10 protein-coding genes and 1 pseudogene are annotated in these 16,449 nt (G+C 39.7%); 6 read left to right on the top strand and 5 right to left on the bottom strand.

What is annotated here, in order from left to right:
• The first annotated feature begins 689 nt into the window (after window positions 1-689).
• From ACKTT2_RS09185 to ACKTT2_RS09170, 4 genes are all read left to right on the top strand, one after another.
• Window positions 690-5,132: an NACHT and WD40 repeat domain-containing protein gene (locus tag ACKTT2_RS09185; RefSeq protein WP_407885917.1), complete on the top strand. Its 4,443-nt coding sequence runs from the start codon at window positions 690-692 to the stop codon at window positions 5,130-5,132.
• Window positions 5,133-5,308: 176 nt separating this feature from the next.
• Window positions 5,309-5,473 carry a ribbon-helix-helix domain-containing protein gene (locus ACKTT2_RS09180; protein ID WP_407885915.1) on the top strand — a complete coding sequence of 55 codons (165 nt, stop codon included), beginning with the start codon at window positions 5,309-5,311 and terminating at the stop codon, window positions 5,471-5,473.
• Between the two features lie 158 nt (window positions 5,474-5,631).
• A complete protein-coding gene (locus ACKTT2_RS09175; RefSeq protein WP_407885913.1) occupies window positions 5,632-6,180 on the top strand; it encodes a hypothetical protein in 549 nt (182 codons plus the stop codon).
• Window positions 6,177-6,416: a hypothetical protein gene (locus ACKTT2_RS09170; protein WP_407885911.1), complete on the top strand. Its 240-nt coding sequence runs from the start codon at window positions 6,177-6,179 to the stop codon at window positions 6,414-6,416. The genes ACKTT2_RS09175 and ACKTT2_RS09170 overlap by 4 nt, the downstream gene beginning before the upstream one ends.
• Window positions 6,417-6,495: 79 nt before the next feature.
• Here the strand turns inward: ACKTT2_RS09170 and ACKTT2_RS09165 are convergent, their stop codons facing one another.
• From ACKTT2_RS09165 to ACKTT2_RS09150, 4 genes and pseudogenes are all read right to left on the bottom strand, one after another.
• Entirely contained in the window at window positions 6,496-9,393 is a 2,898-nt protein-coding gene (locus tag ACKTT2_RS09165; protein ID WP_407885909.1) for a methyl-accepting chemotaxis protein, read from the bottom strand.
• 613 nt (window positions 9,394-10,006) lie between these two features.
• A complete protein-coding gene (locus ACKTT2_RS09160) occupies window positions 10,007-11,767 on the bottom strand; it encodes a substrate-binding periplasmic protein (protein ID WP_407885907.1) in 1,761 nt (586 codons plus the stop codon).
• A gap of 69 nt (window positions 11,768-11,836) precedes the next feature.
• Window positions 11,837-12,223, bottom strand: a complete 387-nt coding sequence (locus tag ACKTT2_RS09155) for a hypothetical protein (protein ID WP_407885905.1) — start codon at window positions 12,221-12,223, stop codon at window positions 11,837-11,839.
• A 75-nt stretch (window positions 12,224-12,298) separates the two neighbouring features.
• A pseudogene (locus ACKTT2_RS09150) lies at window positions 12,299-12,442 on the bottom strand (element excision factor XisI family protein); the annotation flags it as partial.
• A 49-nt stretch (window positions 12,443-12,491) separates the two neighbouring features.
• Between ACKTT2_RS09150 and ACKTT2_RS09145 the strand changes: the two are divergent.
• Entirely contained in the window at window positions 12,492-12,755 is a 264-nt protein-coding gene (locus tag ACKTT2_RS09145; protein ID WP_407885903.1) for a hypothetical protein, read from the top strand.
• The gene (locus ACKTT2_RS09140; RefSeq protein WP_407885901.1) at window positions 12,739-13,194 is read left to right on the top strand and encodes a type II toxin-antitoxin system VapC family toxin; all 456 of its coding nucleotides are present in this window, start codon (window positions 12,739-12,741) and stop codon (window positions 13,192-13,194) included. The genes ACKTT2_RS09145 and ACKTT2_RS09140 overlap by 17 nt, the downstream gene beginning before the upstream one ends.
• Before the next feature lie 182 nt (window positions 13,195-13,376).
• Here the strand turns inward: ACKTT2_RS09140 and ACKTT2_RS09135 are convergent, their stop codons facing one another.
• Complete coding sequence (locus tag ACKTT2_RS09135) at window positions 13,377-16,445, bottom strand: hybrid sensor histidine kinase/response regulator (RefSeq protein ID WP_407885899.1); 3,069 nt, start codon at window positions 16,443-16,445, stop codon at window positions 13,377-13,379.
• Window positions 16,446-16,449: the final 4 nt, after the last annotated feature.

The raw sequence follows: 16,449 nt of genomic DNA, 5'->3' as shown, positions 1-16,449 counted from the left end.
GCTTTGTAAGGGGAGGGTTAGGGTGGGGTAAAAAATATTTGATACATCAATTATGACTTTTAAAACATCCTCTTAGATTTTTCCAACATAAACGATCTAATTTCTTGGTTAGAGAATAGCTAAAATCTTTACTTTCTTTGCCTCATCTTAAATACTTTAAAAATAGCTATAAGTCTCCTATTTGATTTTTGAACTACACCTAGGGTAGGCATTACGTACCACATAAAGCTTTTGGTGGGGATTGCCCACCTTCAAGGTGGGTAAAAACTTCAGGAAATGAATAGCCCTCTCACCTCTTACCTCTGCGTCCTCTGCGTCTGTTGCGGTTAAATAAATTACTTTTGAACCGCAGAGTACGCTCCAGAGCGCACCAGAGAAGATGAGGAATTGCCACCTGAATCAAAATTTTGTGAGCGATCGCCGCTCTTCTTCTTTCTTCGTGTACTTTGAGCCTTTGCGGTTCATTTAATTAAGTATCTTCAAGCGGGATAGGAGTAATATTAAATATGCTTCTTACCACGCCTTGTAAAAGGAATTTCCAAGCAGAATCCGGAATAATAGGAGACAGCAATGTAGTTACTCAAAAATCTCACTTTTAACTCCGTACAATGCAGTCTATATCTTAAGCTTTTTTTACGCCAAAATTGACCCCAAAAAACGTAGATTAAAGAAACAAGCGGGATATTTCTGTGATACCACTTAACCTCGATGCTATTATTAATGCGATTTCTGGCATCGCCAACCCACTGATTAAAGATAAGCTTCAGCGTAACGAAACTGTTATCAAATTACTAAAACAATTTAACCTCGCTCCCGAACACCCACCTGCTGATTTTAGTGGGGTTTATGCCTATGCCTTAGTAGAATATGGTGTTGGCAAACCCAAGCCCTTTCTCGAACTTTTCCGTCACGAGCAAATAAAACAGGCATTTCGTAATGCGTTACACCATAACAATCCCTCAATCCTTCTTGCTGAAGTCGATACATTTATTGATGCTTATGCTTTAGGGGACGACATCAAAACCCTGGGGCTTGATATTAGACGCGAAGTAGCAGCATTTGCCACTGTCTTTATTGAAGTTGCTAAACGTAGCCGGACGCCATCCGATACACTGATGAGCCAGCAAATTGGCTCTTTGCACAAAAAAATTGCAGCTGTTACCGAACAATTGGATAGGTTGCCAACTCTCGAAGGAATTCGTACCGAAATGGCAAGGTTGGCTTCCCAAAATTACCCAGCACTACCAGCTGCTAGTACTATAGTTGAAAACAACTGTAAAGCGGTTGCACTTGCCCAACAAATGCGCGGGTGGTTTGAAACCCTGGGTTATCGTTTCGAGAAATATGAGGTTTGGGCTGAGGATTTCTTCGAGTTGATTATTAACATTCCAGTCAGACGCAATCGATCCGATCGCATTCTGATCCGTGGAATTGCTGGAGAAGCAGGACTAAGTGATGCGATCGCGTTAAGTTCTTCGGTGGAACAACAACGCACGGACGAAGGTTGGTTGGTTACAGCCCGTCGTATTTCACGGGCGGCTCGTAACGAAGTTCAAAAGGAGGAAAATCAACACCTGGAATGCTACACCTTTGATGAACTCATAGCGCAAGATGCCGACTTTAGCGGGTATCTTGAATGGTTAGAAGCAGAAGTGAAACGGCGGAAGATAGATCGAAAATACGTTCCTCTTGCTTGTACTAAGGAAGAAATTGACCCCATCACCAAACGTCAAATAGCAATCAGTCGTTATGACGAGGAAGACGGTTGGATTGACGGTTATATCGATCGCTGGCTTGATGACCCAGCAAAAGAACATATTTCCATATTAGGAGAATTCGGTACTGGGAAAACTTGGTTTGCCATGCATTATGCTTGGGTAGCATTGCAGCGCTATCAAGATGCTCAAAAACGGGGAATTGAACTTCCTCGCTTGCCATTGGTTATTCCCTTGCGCGACTATGCTAGAGCAGTCAGCGTAGAATCTCTGTTTTCTGAATTTTTCTTTCGTCAGTACAAAATTCCTCTACCTCATTACGATGCTTTCGTGCAGCTCAATCGTATGGGCAAGCTGCTGCTAATTTTCGACGGTTTTGATGAGATGGCAGCCAGAGTCGATCGTCAGGAAATGATTAACAACTTCTGGGAGTTAGCAAAAGTGGTAATGCCTGGGTCAAAGGTTATTTTAACTTGCCGTACCGAACACTTTCCAGAAGCGAAGGAAGGGAGAGCATTGCTCAACGCCGAACTTCAAGCATCGACTGCTAATTTAACAGGGGAAACACCACAATTTGAAGTCCTAGAACTGGAGAAATTTAACGACGAGCAAATTCAAGAGGTCTTATCGTTTCAAGCTTCTCCTGGTACAGTGGAGCAAGTGATGGATAATCCTCAATTACTAGATTTAGCACGTCGCCCGGTGATGACGGAGTTAATCCTAGAAGCACTACCAGATATTGAAGCTGGTTTACCTGTAGATATCTCGCGAATTTACTTGTATGCCGTGCGTCACAAGATGGAACGGGATATCAAAGCAGAGCGCACTTTCACGAATTTAGCAGATAAGCTTTACTTCTTGTGCGAACTATCTTGGGAAATGCTGTCAACCGACCAGATGAGTTTGAATTATCGGTTGTTCCCAGACCGCATTCGTCGTCTCTTTAGTTCTATGGTACAAGAAGAGAAAGATTTAGATCATTGGCATTACGATATGATGGGGCAAACGATGCTCATTCGAGATGCTGATGGCGATTATACTCCAGCCCATCGTTCTTTGTTAGAGTTCTTTGTCGCCTACAAATTTGCAGCAGAATTGGGAGCGTTAGCTGAGGATTTTACTGAGTTGGCGCAATCGCAATCGTGTTTGAATAACAGTACAGCACCAATTGACTATACCTGGTCGAGTTACTTTGCTTCTCGTAGTGAAATCGCACCCTTGAGGTCATTTACAAGCGAACCCTTGGAGAAGTTGAGGGAAACTTTTGGGCGCTCGCTCTTGACAAAAGCTGTCATGGATCTTATCTTGCCGATGTTAGGTGAGTGTAAACCCTTAATTGGGCTGATTGAAGCGACGCAAGGCAAAACGGAAACAGAAGTGGGTTATGTTGGAGGGAACGCGGCTACTCTGGCGGTGAAGAGCGATCGGGTGATTTTAGAAGGTAAAGATCTTAGCCATACCCTTATTAAAGGGGCTGATTTGAGCAATGCCAGCTTGTACGGTGTTAATTTTACAGAGGCGAATCTTGCTCAATCGACTTTTACTAAACTTTGCGGTCGTGTTTTATCAATAGCATTTAGCCCTGATGGGAAATTATTTGCCACAGGTGAAGCTAATGGTTCAATTTCTTTATCGCAAATCGAAAATGGTAAATTACTTTTAACATTCCAAGGGCATACTGATTGGGTCAGGTCAATTGCAATTAGTCCTGATGGAGCTACTTTAGCAAGTGGTAGCGATGATAAAACAATCAAAATCTGGGATATAAGTACGGGAAAATGCTTGAAAACTCTACACGGACATTCCAGTCGCGTGTATGCAGTAGCGATCGCTTATGATGGTGCAATATTAGTGAGCGGTAGTAGTGACGAAACAATTAAAGTTTGGGAGATCGCTACTGGAGAATGTTTAAAGACTATACAAGGACATTCCACAACAGTATACACAGTGGCAGTTGGTCAGGATAATACCACCATAGTGAGTGGAGGTGGAGATAACACGGTTAAATTGTGGAATCTTAATACAGGAGAGTGTACCAAAACTTTATTCGGTCATCAAAGTCGAATATGGTCAGTAGCAATTAGTTCTGATAATACAACTGTAGCGAGTTGTGGTGATGACCAAATCATTAAACTTTGGGATATCCATACTGGGAAACACTTAAAAAATTTCCAAGGTCATACACAGAGGATACAATCAACAATTTTCAGCCCCAACGGTAAAACTATAGCTAGTAGTGGTCTCGACCAAACTATAAAGCTTTGGGATATCGGTACTGGAGAATGCTTAAAAACTTTATTGGGGCATACCAATTCAGTTTCCTCAATTGCGTTTAGTCCTAATGGTAGTCGGCTACTCAGTGCTAGCAGCGATTCAACAATAAAGCTTTGGGATACCTCCACTGGCGACTGTTTATCAACTTTACAGGGATATACTAGTATGGTGTATTCTGTAGATTTTAGTGCTAACGGAAAACTTTTAGCTAGCAGTAGCGATAATAGAACAATTAGAATTTGGGATGTTAGTACAGGAATCTGCCTAAAAACTCTACAAGGGCATATAAGTCGAGTCTGGTCAGTTGCAGTAAGTTTAGACAATCAATTCTTAGTGAGTGGCAGTGGTGATACTACAGTTCGTCTCTGGGATATTGGCACTGGTCAATGTTTAAAGATTCTAAGGGGTCACGGAGGAGATGACAATAGGTCTGTGTACTCAGTAGCTATGAGTACTGACAATACACTCATTGCTAGTAGTGGTGGAGATATGACAGTTAAATTGTGGAATGTCTCCACTGGAGAATGTGTCAAAACCTTATTAGGTCATCAAGGTCGAGTATGGTCAGTGGCGATGAGTTCTGATAACGCAATTGTAGCTAGTTGCAGCGATGACCAAACAGTTCGACTCTGGGATATTCACACAGGGCAATGTATAAAGACACTCACAGAGCATCCCAGTGGAGTCAATACGGTACTCTTTAGTTTTGATAATAAAACTTTATTTAGTGGTAGTGATGACCGAACAATTAAAATCTGGGATATTCCCAATGGTAAGTGCTTGAAGTCATTACACGGGCATACGAGTAGAATAAATTCACTTGCTGTTTTCAATGACACAATCTTAGCCAGTGGAAGCTCTGACCGAACAATTCGATTGTGGGATATTAGCAGTGGAGAATGTTTAAAAATTCTTCAAGGACATCATAATTCAGTCTTTTCAGTTGCTCTCCATTCAGATGGTAAAACTTTAGCTAGTGGTAGCTTGGATGAAACAATTAAACTTTGGGATATCCAGTCTGGTCAATGTTTGAAAACGCTTGACAACAAGCCTTATGCAAATTTGAGAATTACCAAGATTAAAGGTTTAACTGAAGATGAGAAAGATACGCTTAAATCTTTAGGAGCACTTGAAGATGAGTAAATTCTGCTAAAAATCGAGTGCGATCGCGTATATAGCGGTTTTCAGTTGGGTGCAATACATTAAATGATTAAGGAACCGCAGATGAACGCACCCTCGACGCAGATAAATCTGTACTTTATTCAACTGAAAACTGATATAATGTATGTAGTAATGTATACATTTTTTTTAAGAAAACTGTGTCCAGCAAAATTCCTAAGCAAATTTATATTGAACCTTATCAAGACCATCTGCTAAAGACAATTGCCCAACAAACAGGTGTTAGTGAGGCTGAAATTATTCGTCAAGCTATAAATTTACACATTAGTTCTATTACTAATCCCCAAACAAATATTGCTGCGTGAGAAGCTGAAAAAACCTTTATCAATAGCATGAGAAATAGATCTGCCTTACCAGGCGGAAGAGATTGGCAGCGAGAAGACCTCTACTAGAGTGCTTTCAGTTACCTTAACTTAATGAAGCAATAATCTGCTTAGTCGATTTGATATAAACTACATACCATGTGGAGGGTGAAATTAGCCCTGAGAGATACACGCCGTCCATAGAACTAGAGGCTGAACTTGTAGATCATATAGCAGAAAATGGCAAAATCATCTCTTACGTTCAGAAAGGTTTAGTCAAAGTACCTATTGACAAAATTAATATCTATTGTATGGGTAAAGTGCCTATGTACCCTAAAGAAGAATTACAACGGCTACAGAGATTGAAACAAAGCGATCGTAAGAAATTTGATGCAGAGCCGCAAAATGAAGAAAGATTGGTGTTTATACGCGACCGTCTCAAGCATAATTGGGAACGCTCTCAAGAAATGTTTGAAACAATCAAACAAATAAGATGGGAAGATTCTGTTGAAGTTGTTGACAAAATAATTGCCCATTTACTATCTGTTGGCGAGGATATAACTGTTGAAACTAGAATTAGATATTCCAGTCAATTGGAAGCACCTCTCGGAGGTTTAAAGATACAAAGCACATGGAAAGTACTTCCTAATGGACCAAATATTTATCAACTATTAATTTCATTCCAATTGAAAAAGGAGGATAATCAATGAACAGTGAAAATATAGATTTTATGACTGATGATGACATTGATTATGGGAGCTTGTCAGAGGATGTGCTCAAACAACTTGCTTTGGGCGATGAGTTATTTATTGCTACTTCCGCTCTTGTCGAATTGCGACTCCGTAAAAGTGACATGGCAGCTATGGTTGCTTGGGAAATATTGTCTAACTCTTTAGGAGATAAATATCTACAAGCTACAGCGCTATCTGTTCTTTTTAAAGAGTAAAAGCGGGCAAGATGCCCGCACCACAAGAAATTTTAATATATCTTTTATTTGGTACTCAATCTAAAATCCACGCACGATATCACTTCACCTGAAATGTCTCAACAACTTGCTGTAATTCTTTAGCAATCTGTAGAGTTTGAGCAAAAGAATTGGAAGCCTGACGTGAAGAATCACTCGTGCGTTGGGAAGTTGCGGCAATTGCTTTCATCAATTGACTTACAACTTGTGATGTTTCCACCTGGGAGGCTGTGGCTTCAGAAATCGCTCGCACTAACAAATCGATTTGCCGAGAAATATCTAGGATTTGGTTGAGATTTTGCTTGGCATCATCTACAATCCTCGTACCATCCATAACTTGAGTGGTTCCTAACTCCATGGCTTTAACAACTTCTGTGGTTTCGAGTTGAATGCTCTCAACGATCTGTTCAATTTCTCGCGTAGCTACCACTGTTTGGGCTGCTAATTCTCCGACTTCCTCAGCAACTATAACAAAACCCTGACCTTCTTCACCCGCACGCGATGCTTCTAAACCCGCGTTGATGGCAATTAAGTTGGTTTGGGTGGAAATCTGGTTAATCAAAGCGACTACACGGGAAATATGTTGTGTTGACTCTCCCAATCTCCTAACTTTTTTAGTAGTGTCGCTGATTGTCTCTCGCAAACGCAGGATCTGTTGCACTGTCAAATCCATCGCCCGTCCGCTTTTTGTGACGGTATGAGCAGCATCGTGAGCTACTGTGGTAGCTTGTTCTGCACTGGCTGCAACTGCTTGAATTGATATAGTCATGTTATCAACTGCATCAAGAGTGCGGTGAATTTCTGTTGCTTGAGCAATTGCTTCTTCTGCTAAATGACGAACAGCGCCTTCATTTGAACCGATCGCTTGATTCACTTGCAATGCTGATTCTTTCACTTTCGTCACAATGTCTCGCAAGCTTTCAACAATGGAGTTGAAAAAGTCAGCAACAGTGCCAATTTCTCCTACTGTCACTTCAGCACGTACTGTTAAGTCTCCACGAGCTGCACTTTCAATATTATCTATGAGTTCTGAAAGTTGAGTTTGCAGAGTGTCTTTGTGTTGCAGTTCTTCGGGAGAAGCGGCGACACCACATTCTACTTGTTGGAGAAGTTGTGCTTGCTCTAGAGCATAACCTGCTTGAACTGCAATTTGTCTAAATAAGTCAATTTCTGTAACTTGCCACTGTCTGGGAGTAGAGCATTGATGAGCGACTAACAAGCCGTATAGTTGCTTGTTCGCATATATGGGTGATATGAGGTATGCTTTAACAGAAAGTAATGCTAGATGCTCTAAGTAATACTGGCTTAAAGAGATTTCTTGAATATTATCAACTGCTTTGACACGACCTATTTCGTATTGTTTAAAATCTTCTTGAATTTGGTAAGGTTTAACAACGGTTGTTCCTATTGCTGCTGGTAAAGAATCATTCACAGATTCAGCAACAATCTTACCTTTTAAGTTCGCATCTAAACGATAAAAAACGACTCTATCTGCTTGTATGGCTTCTTTTGTCGTTGATACTAAGGTCTTCAAAACTGTTTCAGTATTTAAAGTTTCTCTGATGCGAACTGTGATATTATTGAGGTGAAATTCTAGTTTTGCTTGATTTTCTCGACGTTGGTTTTGTTCTGCAAGACTGTCTGCCATTGAGTTAAAACTCATAGCTAACTGCCCAATTTCATCTGTAGCAAAAACTTGCGATCGCGTGGAAACTTGACCATCTGTAAATTTTTGCGCTGTTTGTTGTAAGTTTTTGATTGGTTTGATAATTGCTCGTCCTACAATCAATGTCCAAAGCGAGATAAGCAACAATCCGATAAAAATAGCGAGTGATTGTCTCTGCCAACCATATCTTAGTAAATCATCCAAAGCCGTTTCTGGAGTACCTCTTACCAAAATAGCTACGGGTTCTTCACTAGGGACACGATCGCTCTCTACTCCTTCGATTATTTTATTAGGAATTGCTTTGGCTGCTATTGCATAAGTTCTGTTACCCAAAGCTAGGTGTTTGGTAACTGTTCTTCCTATAGAATTCTTGGTGACTATGTTGAGTAAAGATAAAGCTTTTTTAGGTAAAGGAAAATTTTGTTTAGTATAGTTTAATTTATCTTGATATAATGATGTCGCTAGGGCAAACTCTCCATTTGCTTTGCGGAAATAAATAGCACTATAGCCACCTCCAAGAGTTTCCACAGTCTTTTTCGCGCTCGCATCTTTTCCACTCAAAATTTCTCCAGTAACTAAAGCACCAACGACTGTTTGTGTTTTTTCATCTTTAACAGGTGTGACTGTGTAACGAATCAGTGTATCTTGCTGTTTAAACTCCTTTGGTAAAGAAGGTAACTCTTGGCTTAATTCCGACCATGTAATAACGCTATTAGCTACTATTTGTTGAGATTTTTCTATTGCTTCGCTGACTAAATTGTTAGGATTGAAAATCTCTCCTTGACGGTCAGAGTTAACATTAGCAATAATCTTGAAATCTCTACCTACTAAAGTCGCATACTCTATTTTTCTATTACGGGCTTCCTCTTCAAGAAGTTTTTTAGTATCCTTTTGTAAACTTATACTGAGAGGCTTGCCAGAGTTGTGTGCGATCGCCGCATTAATTATTGTAGAATTGACTGCTTTTTCTCGAAATATAGAACTGATTTGATTAACCTGTGAGTCATAATTTACATTTGTTGTAGTTAATTCCGACTTAGCTTGTTCCAAGAATTGCGTTTGTAACCCTTGATTAATAATTAATATACTACCAAGGCCTATACCTACAACAGAGACTAATTCACAAGTAATCAGACCAATAAATTGTTTGCTACTAATAGGGAGGTTATAAAAAAGTTGTGTTAAAGATATTTTGTTGTTATGCCGCTCTACTTTAACGATTTGAGAGTTCTTGGTACGCAATCTAGATTGAGAACTTTGCAAGCCGGAAATATTAACTTTATTATTAAGCATAAACAAAACACCCCGATTTGGTAAATGCAAGAAAAAAATGTGTTTCCTTCACAGGACGGATCTTATACCATTTTGGATTTTGGATTGATAAAGCTTTGTTTGGACTTCATCTTAATCAACCATTTGCCGCATTCTTTTTTCAAAGTTGTGTTACTTAACCAAATACGAATTATTGCAATAGATCGTGAAGACCTTGTGAAGATAAAACAGTGTTTGTTACTGCTATCAATTGACAATATCTTTAAAATATTAACTGCAAATAACGTGATATCCGCTACGTTAGAATTACGGAAAAAGTAGCAGGAGCCTTTTCACTATATCAGTGTTTTTACGGAAATTTTTTTTAAGATTATTTAATGATTTGAGTTAAATAATTCCAGTTCGTGTCTCTTGAGAGATATGATACTTAAAAAACTTTTCTTTTATAGATAGCTTTTGAGCAGCCCTTTCACTCCCTAAATTTAATGTCAGTTCAACAGACCTCATCCTCCCAGCCTCCCTCTCCTTTAAAAGAGGGAGGAGCAACGTTAAGATCGGAGTTTAAAGCCCCTCTCCTACAAGGAGAGGGGTTTGGGGTGATGTCTGTTTTGACGCCAATCTTGCGTTAAATTCATTATTCAGCTTCAAGCCAACCCTTTACTGTTTCAGCAGGAATACTAAATAGTGGATGATTGAAAATAGCTTTTAGTGCTTCCAATCCACCAGCTTTTAAGGCAGATTGCAATCTAGCTTTTAGCGTTGGATTACGTCTAATTTCCTGACGAATTGCTTCTGTAACTATTTCATCTGTTATTGGATTAGTCTGAGACAGTTGGAAAAGAAGCTGTTGAATTTCTGCTGCTGCTTGTGCAAGGTTTTGCTTTTGTTCGGTTGTGTAATTAGTGATGTTGCCACCAATTCGATCGGCGGTTACTTTATCAGCATTGACAAGACCACCAGCAAATTGAGGATTTTGGAAGTTGAAATTAGATTCTTTTTTAGAGTTTTGTGACATAGTGTCTCCTTGATTATTACAAGCTTCTGCATAAAATTTAGGGCTTTGTAGCGCTTGAGTCACAAAAATTTCCAAACTACGAATTCTATTATCTTTTTCTTCTAGTAGTAATTTAATTTCTCGCTCTGGCAAGCTTTTTATCTCATTATAAGTGTCAAAATATTCTGCACTTAGTTCAGACTTGTTAGCTGTAGTTGAGGTTTTAGCACGCAGCAAAAACTTATCTAGTCCCTGTTTCTCTGCCTTCACAATTTCTAATTCTGCATCTGGGTGCTTCTCTGCTAATTGCTTAAAGGAAATTGCAATAGCACGGGGGTCTACCATTTGGTTATGTTCTAGGTCAAGTGTGTTAAGATTTGACTGTATTCGTGATGATAAATTTTGTTGTCGAACCCAGTACGCATAAGTCAAGCTCATTAGTGTCAATATACACAAAAATATCAATAAAATACTTATCCCCTCTTTATTGGATGTTTGTCGTTCCGATATTTTTTGATAGTTTTGACTGGTAATATGTTTTTCAAGAAGGTTTTGTATATCTGTTTGTTTTGCAACTAAAAAATTATTAATAATTTTTATCCATTCAGTATCATCACTAGGAAGTATTAATCCATAAGTTTCTCGACTTATTACAAATTGTAAGTCAATATAAAATTCATCGCTACCAGGTTTATTTAATTTCTTTAACATTTCATTTAGAAAAATTTCATTACTAGCAAAGGCATCAATTTCTCTAGTTGAAAGAGCATTAATAACAGCGTTAGGATTTGCTAACTTTACTATATCTACTTCTGAATTCTCAAAGTTTTTTGTGACTCTATCACCTGTTACACTACTCTGAAAAACTCCAATTTTTACTTTTGGTAAATTCTGAAAATATGATTTTTCTTTTAAATCTAAAAATCTCTTTGACTTATCTTTACGAATTAAAAATAAAGTTCTAGTTTTAAAGTAAGGGTCAGAAAACTGAATTCCATTTATTTTTTGTTTGGTACTATCAGAACCACATTCACCATTAAGTTGAAGTTGTTGCTTGTGCTGTTCGGTAAAGCGAGTGTATACAAATCGTTTGTCAAGAGGTATTGGATACCTTTCTATTTTGAAATCATTTTTCACCAATTGATTGTCTTTCAAATAACTCTCAAGTAAAGCTATTAAATTTGTGCAAAAACCTTGCCATTGACCGTAATCATCTTGAAAGCTAATAGGAGGACTGACTGTTCTGAGTCCCCAATTTATTTTGTTACGAACTCTAGCCTCTTTTAAAATTCTAGAAGAACTTGAACTCATAACAGGAGATACCTGTGTTAAACCGGAAGAATTTAATATTAGATCTCCGCCAGTTAAAGCCACGATCGTTAAAATTTTAAGTTTCAGCATAATTGATGCAAATATTAATACTCTTAAAGTGAATAGCTCTGGCCAACTGACAACATAATTTTAGTAACATCACCATAATCCCAAGTCACTCATTGCTTTCCATAAATTACGCCGTCGTTGATGCTCGGTTTTCCATTGAGCTAGCAAAGCTCCATAAGCTTGTAGATTTAATTCCTTGAGCGCAGCCATCCATTGAGCATGATTGGTGTAATCTGATTTGTGAGCTTGTTCGGGTCTGGGTACAAAGTTGTGTAACTGCGCTTTCCAAAAAACCATCACTTGTTCCCACATATCCTTTGAGGTATACTCTTGTAAATACACTGGTCGGGATGTTTCATCAGGAGTAGATAGTTCGTTGGATCGAATCACAACTTGATAGAAGTTGGGATAAGGTATCTGAGCTTTTGCCATAAGCTGGGTACAGCTTGCGCCGAAGCGATCGCACTCCTTGAGCATTGTTGATTGCTATCTATAAGCTTACTTAGAAAAGGTACAAGCAAACTTTTAAATCTAAAGAAATAAGACCCAATTTTAAGCTTCAGCAAACTCTGTATAATGGCGCATTTTTGGAGGATCGAATCCCAGTACTATGTGTTGCTTGGGAACGCCCAATTCTACCAATTGGTTAGCAATACCTTCTTCAGTACCATCCTGCTGAATCCAAATTTTGCCTTTAAGTGACAAATTATTTGCTATTTTTAATGAAGTGGTAAGAGGTTAGGGTATGCGAAGCATCAAGGTACGTTCTCACGTGGGCGCAGACGGAACGTTACATCTCAATATTCCTTTAGGACTAAGCAATCAGGATGTAGAGGTTATGGTTATCTACCAACCTTTAGAGACGGAAAGTAAAACTAAAACACTGCAAGAATTAGGGTGGACACCTGGTTTCTTTGAGAACACATTTGGCGCTTGGGAAGGAGAACCTCTCGTTCGAGAACCTCAAGGAGAACCACAGGAAAGAAACTGGGATGATTTATTTGCTTGATACTAACACTTGTATTAGATATATTAACCGTCGTAGTTTACCCATATTTCGGCGCTTAAGTGCATTGGCAACAGAAGATGTGCGCTTATGTGATGTGGTAAAGTTTGAACTTTACTATGGTGCTTATCGAAGTTCGCGTCAACAGAGCAATTTACAGATACTGCGAGAATTTTTCAGTCAATTTATTAGCTTACCTTTTGATGGTACTACAGCAGAAATCTGTGGTCAGATTCGTGCTCAACTTGCTGGCTTAGGGACTCCCATAGGTGGATATGATTTACAAATTGCAGCTATTGCTTTGGCAAATAACCTTATTTTAGTGACTCATAATGTAGATGAGTCCTTGTCCGCCCTCTTATCTATGTACGGGCGAGGACGCCCGTACCACAATATACCACAAGAGTATAGTATGGCTCTAGACTTAAAAACTACTGTATAAGAAAAAAGCCTGCATATGCAGGCTCTACAAAAGGGAGTTATTAAACTAAAACTTAGTATCAAAATCAAAAATATTCGGTAGAGGCATAAATTTCTTCATCTACAGAATAAAAAATACTCAAAATAAATCATTATCAGCGTCCATCTGCTACAGGCTGCGGTTCATAAATCTATTTATAATTGTCATTTAGCAGCCCCCGCGAAAGGAAAAATAATATCATCTAAAGTCCTCAACAACTCTTGTTCGTTGTAAGGCTTAGAAAAATAAGCCCGCGCTCCCAACTGCATAGCTAACTGCCGATGTTTATCACTACTACGAGAAGTCAACATCGCAATTGGTATATCCTTAAAATCAGTATTAGATTTCACGCGACCCAAAAATCCATAACCATCAATGCGAGGCATTTCAATATCACAAATCACAGCCTGAACCTTCAAACCACTCTGAAGTTTCTCCAAAGCGTCTTGACCATCTTTAGCTTGTTCGACTTGATACCCTCCCTTTTCCAACGTCAAAGCTAAAAACCGTCGCACATTAATTGAGTCATCCACAATCAAAATAGTGCCTTTACGATTTCCTGAAAGCGCTGCTTGTTTTTCTTCGGCTGGTGTTAAGAAAACTGTCTTTAACTTAGAGGATGGTAATTGACTGGTTTTTGGCAAACGCTCATTAGTCGCTATCCAATAAAGCATCTCATTAGCATTCACCAATGGTACGACGCGACCGTCACCCAAAATCGTACAATTACTAAAACCACTTGGTAAAGCAATATTTCCTTCTACCCGACGGATAGCAACTTCTTGCTCGCCCCAACACCTATCCACTTGCACTGCAACGGGCTGATTTCCTTGACTAACAATGATAATGCTGGAAGCATTAATTGCTGGTGGAGTTTCTAGGTTTGGATTGTCATGACGAGGACAATTAAACTCTAAGTGACGACCCAAACGAACCAACGGTAGCATAGTACCTTGCCAATTGAGAACTTCGCCTGTAGCCATTGGCAAGACTTGCTCTTCTTTAAGCAGGAATATTTCGGAAACCACATCTGTGGGGAATGCCAAGAGCATACGATTGCTTTCGACAAGCAGCACTCGTGCGACTGAGAGTGTAAATGGTACTGAGAGGGTGAATGTAGTCCCAATTCCTAACTTTGTATCGACTTTGACATCACCTCGGATGTGCTTGAGGTTATTACGCACAACATCCATACCTACACCGCGACCAGATAAAGTTGTCACCTGGTCAGAAGTGCTAAAACCGGGTTCAAATATAAGCGATAGCAGTTCTTCTTCTGTTGCTTGTGCTAATAAAGCTGGTTCCAATCCCATCTCGATCGCACGAGTCCGAATTTTCTCCATCGAAATCCCACGCCCATCATCTCGAAGCGAAATAATGGTACGATTTCCTTGATGAGTTGCCTTAATTTCTATCAACCCTTGTTCGTTCTTACCAGAAGCACGACGTGTAGCTGGGTCTTCAATTCCGTGGTCAAAGGCATTCCGGACTAAGTGCATCAAAGGCTCATTCAAAGCCTCCAATATGCTTCTTTCGATTAAAGTACTCGCACCTTCAATTTTCAACTGTACGTTTTTGCCGTATTCTACGCACAAGTCACGCAAGGCTCTCGGAAAGCGATCCACAACATCAGATAGCGGACGCATCCTAATTTGCGTCAGCTTTCTTTGCAGTTGCTTGGATGTTTTAGTCAGTTTGCGAGCAAATTGATCTGTATCGTCAATGCTAAGTTGAATGTCAGTTGTGACTTCTTGCACTTGAACGATAGTTTCCATCACTTCTTGGGACAGCAAGTTGAGTTCGTTGTAGCTGTCCATTTCTAAAGAATCAAATTCCCCTTCGACTCCATTGGCTCCATCACCATTCTCTAAAACTGGGGCTGGAAGTTCTTTTGGTTCCTCGACTGGTGCGAGTGCTGGAAATGGAGTTCCTGATTGCACTACACTTTGAGTCGCTATTTTGTCGTAAGCTGTCCGGAGTTGTTGGTTTTCTCGTTCCAAAACTTGAACTCTTTGGTTCAAATTGCGAATGAGTTTGCGTAACCTTTCAAGTTGCAAATTCATCCCGTTGCGCTGAATAATGAGTTCTCCAAAGAGATCGTTAATTTGCTCGAGCTGTCTGCTAGGAACTCGGACTGTATTTTCTGATGTTTCGCTCTTATGGCTACCAACTGTTTGCTCGGCTTTCCGGTTGTAATTTGGTGTTGGAATTTCTCTAGAAGAGACTGTAGCTGGTTCTGGTTCTGATTCCTCAACTTGAGCCTCGCTTTCTTCTGCAAAAGCTGCTTCTAAAGCTTCAAAATCGGCTGCAATAATTTCTCGATCCAACCAGGATTCTTCTGTCTCTTCTTGTTCTATAAATTCTGGTTTTATGAATTCTGGTTCTACTTCGGTAACTGGGGCTGGTTCTACTTCTAGCAGTTCTGTTGACGCCCGCTCTATTATTGTATCCGATACTTTACCTAACCGTAACTCTACTGGTAAATTTTCTAGTTGATTTGTTAATACTAAAGCTTGCGATCGCCTCCATGCTTCCAATGCCGAGCGAGCAACTGTTTCTACAGAGGAAGGTTCTGCAGCTTCCATATGAGTTGCAATTGACATACACAACTGAGAAAAAGCTGAAAGTTGGAGCATTTCGCCCAACCCACCCAACTCAGCTGCCATAATTGTGACTTCTTCCTTCAAACAAGGCTGTTCGCCATCTGCTAGAACCGCTTCTAGGCGCTGCAAACACCCTTCGACTTCCGTTTCAAACAGCAAAGGTACGATATCTTGCCCCTCTTCGGGAGACAGCATAGTTGCTGCATCTTCAGGAGTCGGATCGCCCAAGCGTTGATGCAGCTCGTCAAAAACTGGGTAACAAAAAGTACCCAACCATTGCTCGTCTATTTCTCCACCTTCCGATAGTAATTCCACTATCTGACGCAACCAGTCTACTGCTGCTAATAGTAAACTTTGTAACTCAGTATCAATTTCTAAAGAATTTTTTCTAGTTTTTAAAACTTTAAAAGAATCTTCTAAACGGTGGGCTAAATCGCTGAGGGACCGAAATCCCATCATACCCGCACCACCTTTTATAGAATGGGCAGCTCTCAGTGCAGCATTAATTTTTTCTGGAGAAATGCGATTGCCAGGATTAATCTCCAACAATACCCCTTCCAAGGTATTGAGGTAATCATTCGCTTCCTCCAGAAATTGCATCTGAATTTCTAATTCTTTGTCTTGTGACATAGGG

This window comes from Scytonema hankhaensis NUACC26, assembly GCF_045865695.1.
Taxonomy (GTDB): Bacteria; Cyanobacteriota; Cyanobacteriia; order Cyanobacteriales; family Nostocaceae; genus Scytonema.
This window is presented reverse-complemented; position numbering and strand designations above follow the sequence as displayed.

Coding starts and splice junctions, on each gene's coding strand:
- ACKTT2_RS09170 (WP_407885911.1), top strand. CDS start 6,177: ATGAACAGTGAAAATATAGATTTTATGACTGATGATGACATTGATTAT.
- ACKTT2_RS09165 (WP_407885909.1), bottom strand. CDS start 9,393: ATGCTTAATAATAAAGTTAATATTTCCGGCTTGCAAAGTTCTCAATCT.
- ACKTT2_RS09160 (WP_407885907.1), bottom strand. CDS start 11,767: ATGCTGAAACTTAAAATTTTAACGATCGTGGCTTTAACTGGCGGAGAT.
- ACKTT2_RS09155 (WP_407885905.1), bottom strand. CDS start 12,223: ATGCTCAAGGAGTGCGATCGCTTCGGCGCAAGCTGTACCCAGCTTATG.
- ACKTT2_RS09145 (WP_407885903.1), top strand. CDS start 12,492: ATGCGAAGCATCAAGGTACGTTCTCACGTGGGCGCAGACGGAACGTTA.
- ACKTT2_RS09140 (WP_407885901.1), top strand. CDS start 12,739: ATGATTTATTTGCTTGATACTAACACTTGTATTAGATATATTAACCGT.
- ACKTT2_RS09135 (WP_407885899.1), bottom strand. CDS start 16,445: ATGTCACAAGACAAAGAATTAGAAATTCAGATGCAATTTCTGGAGGAA.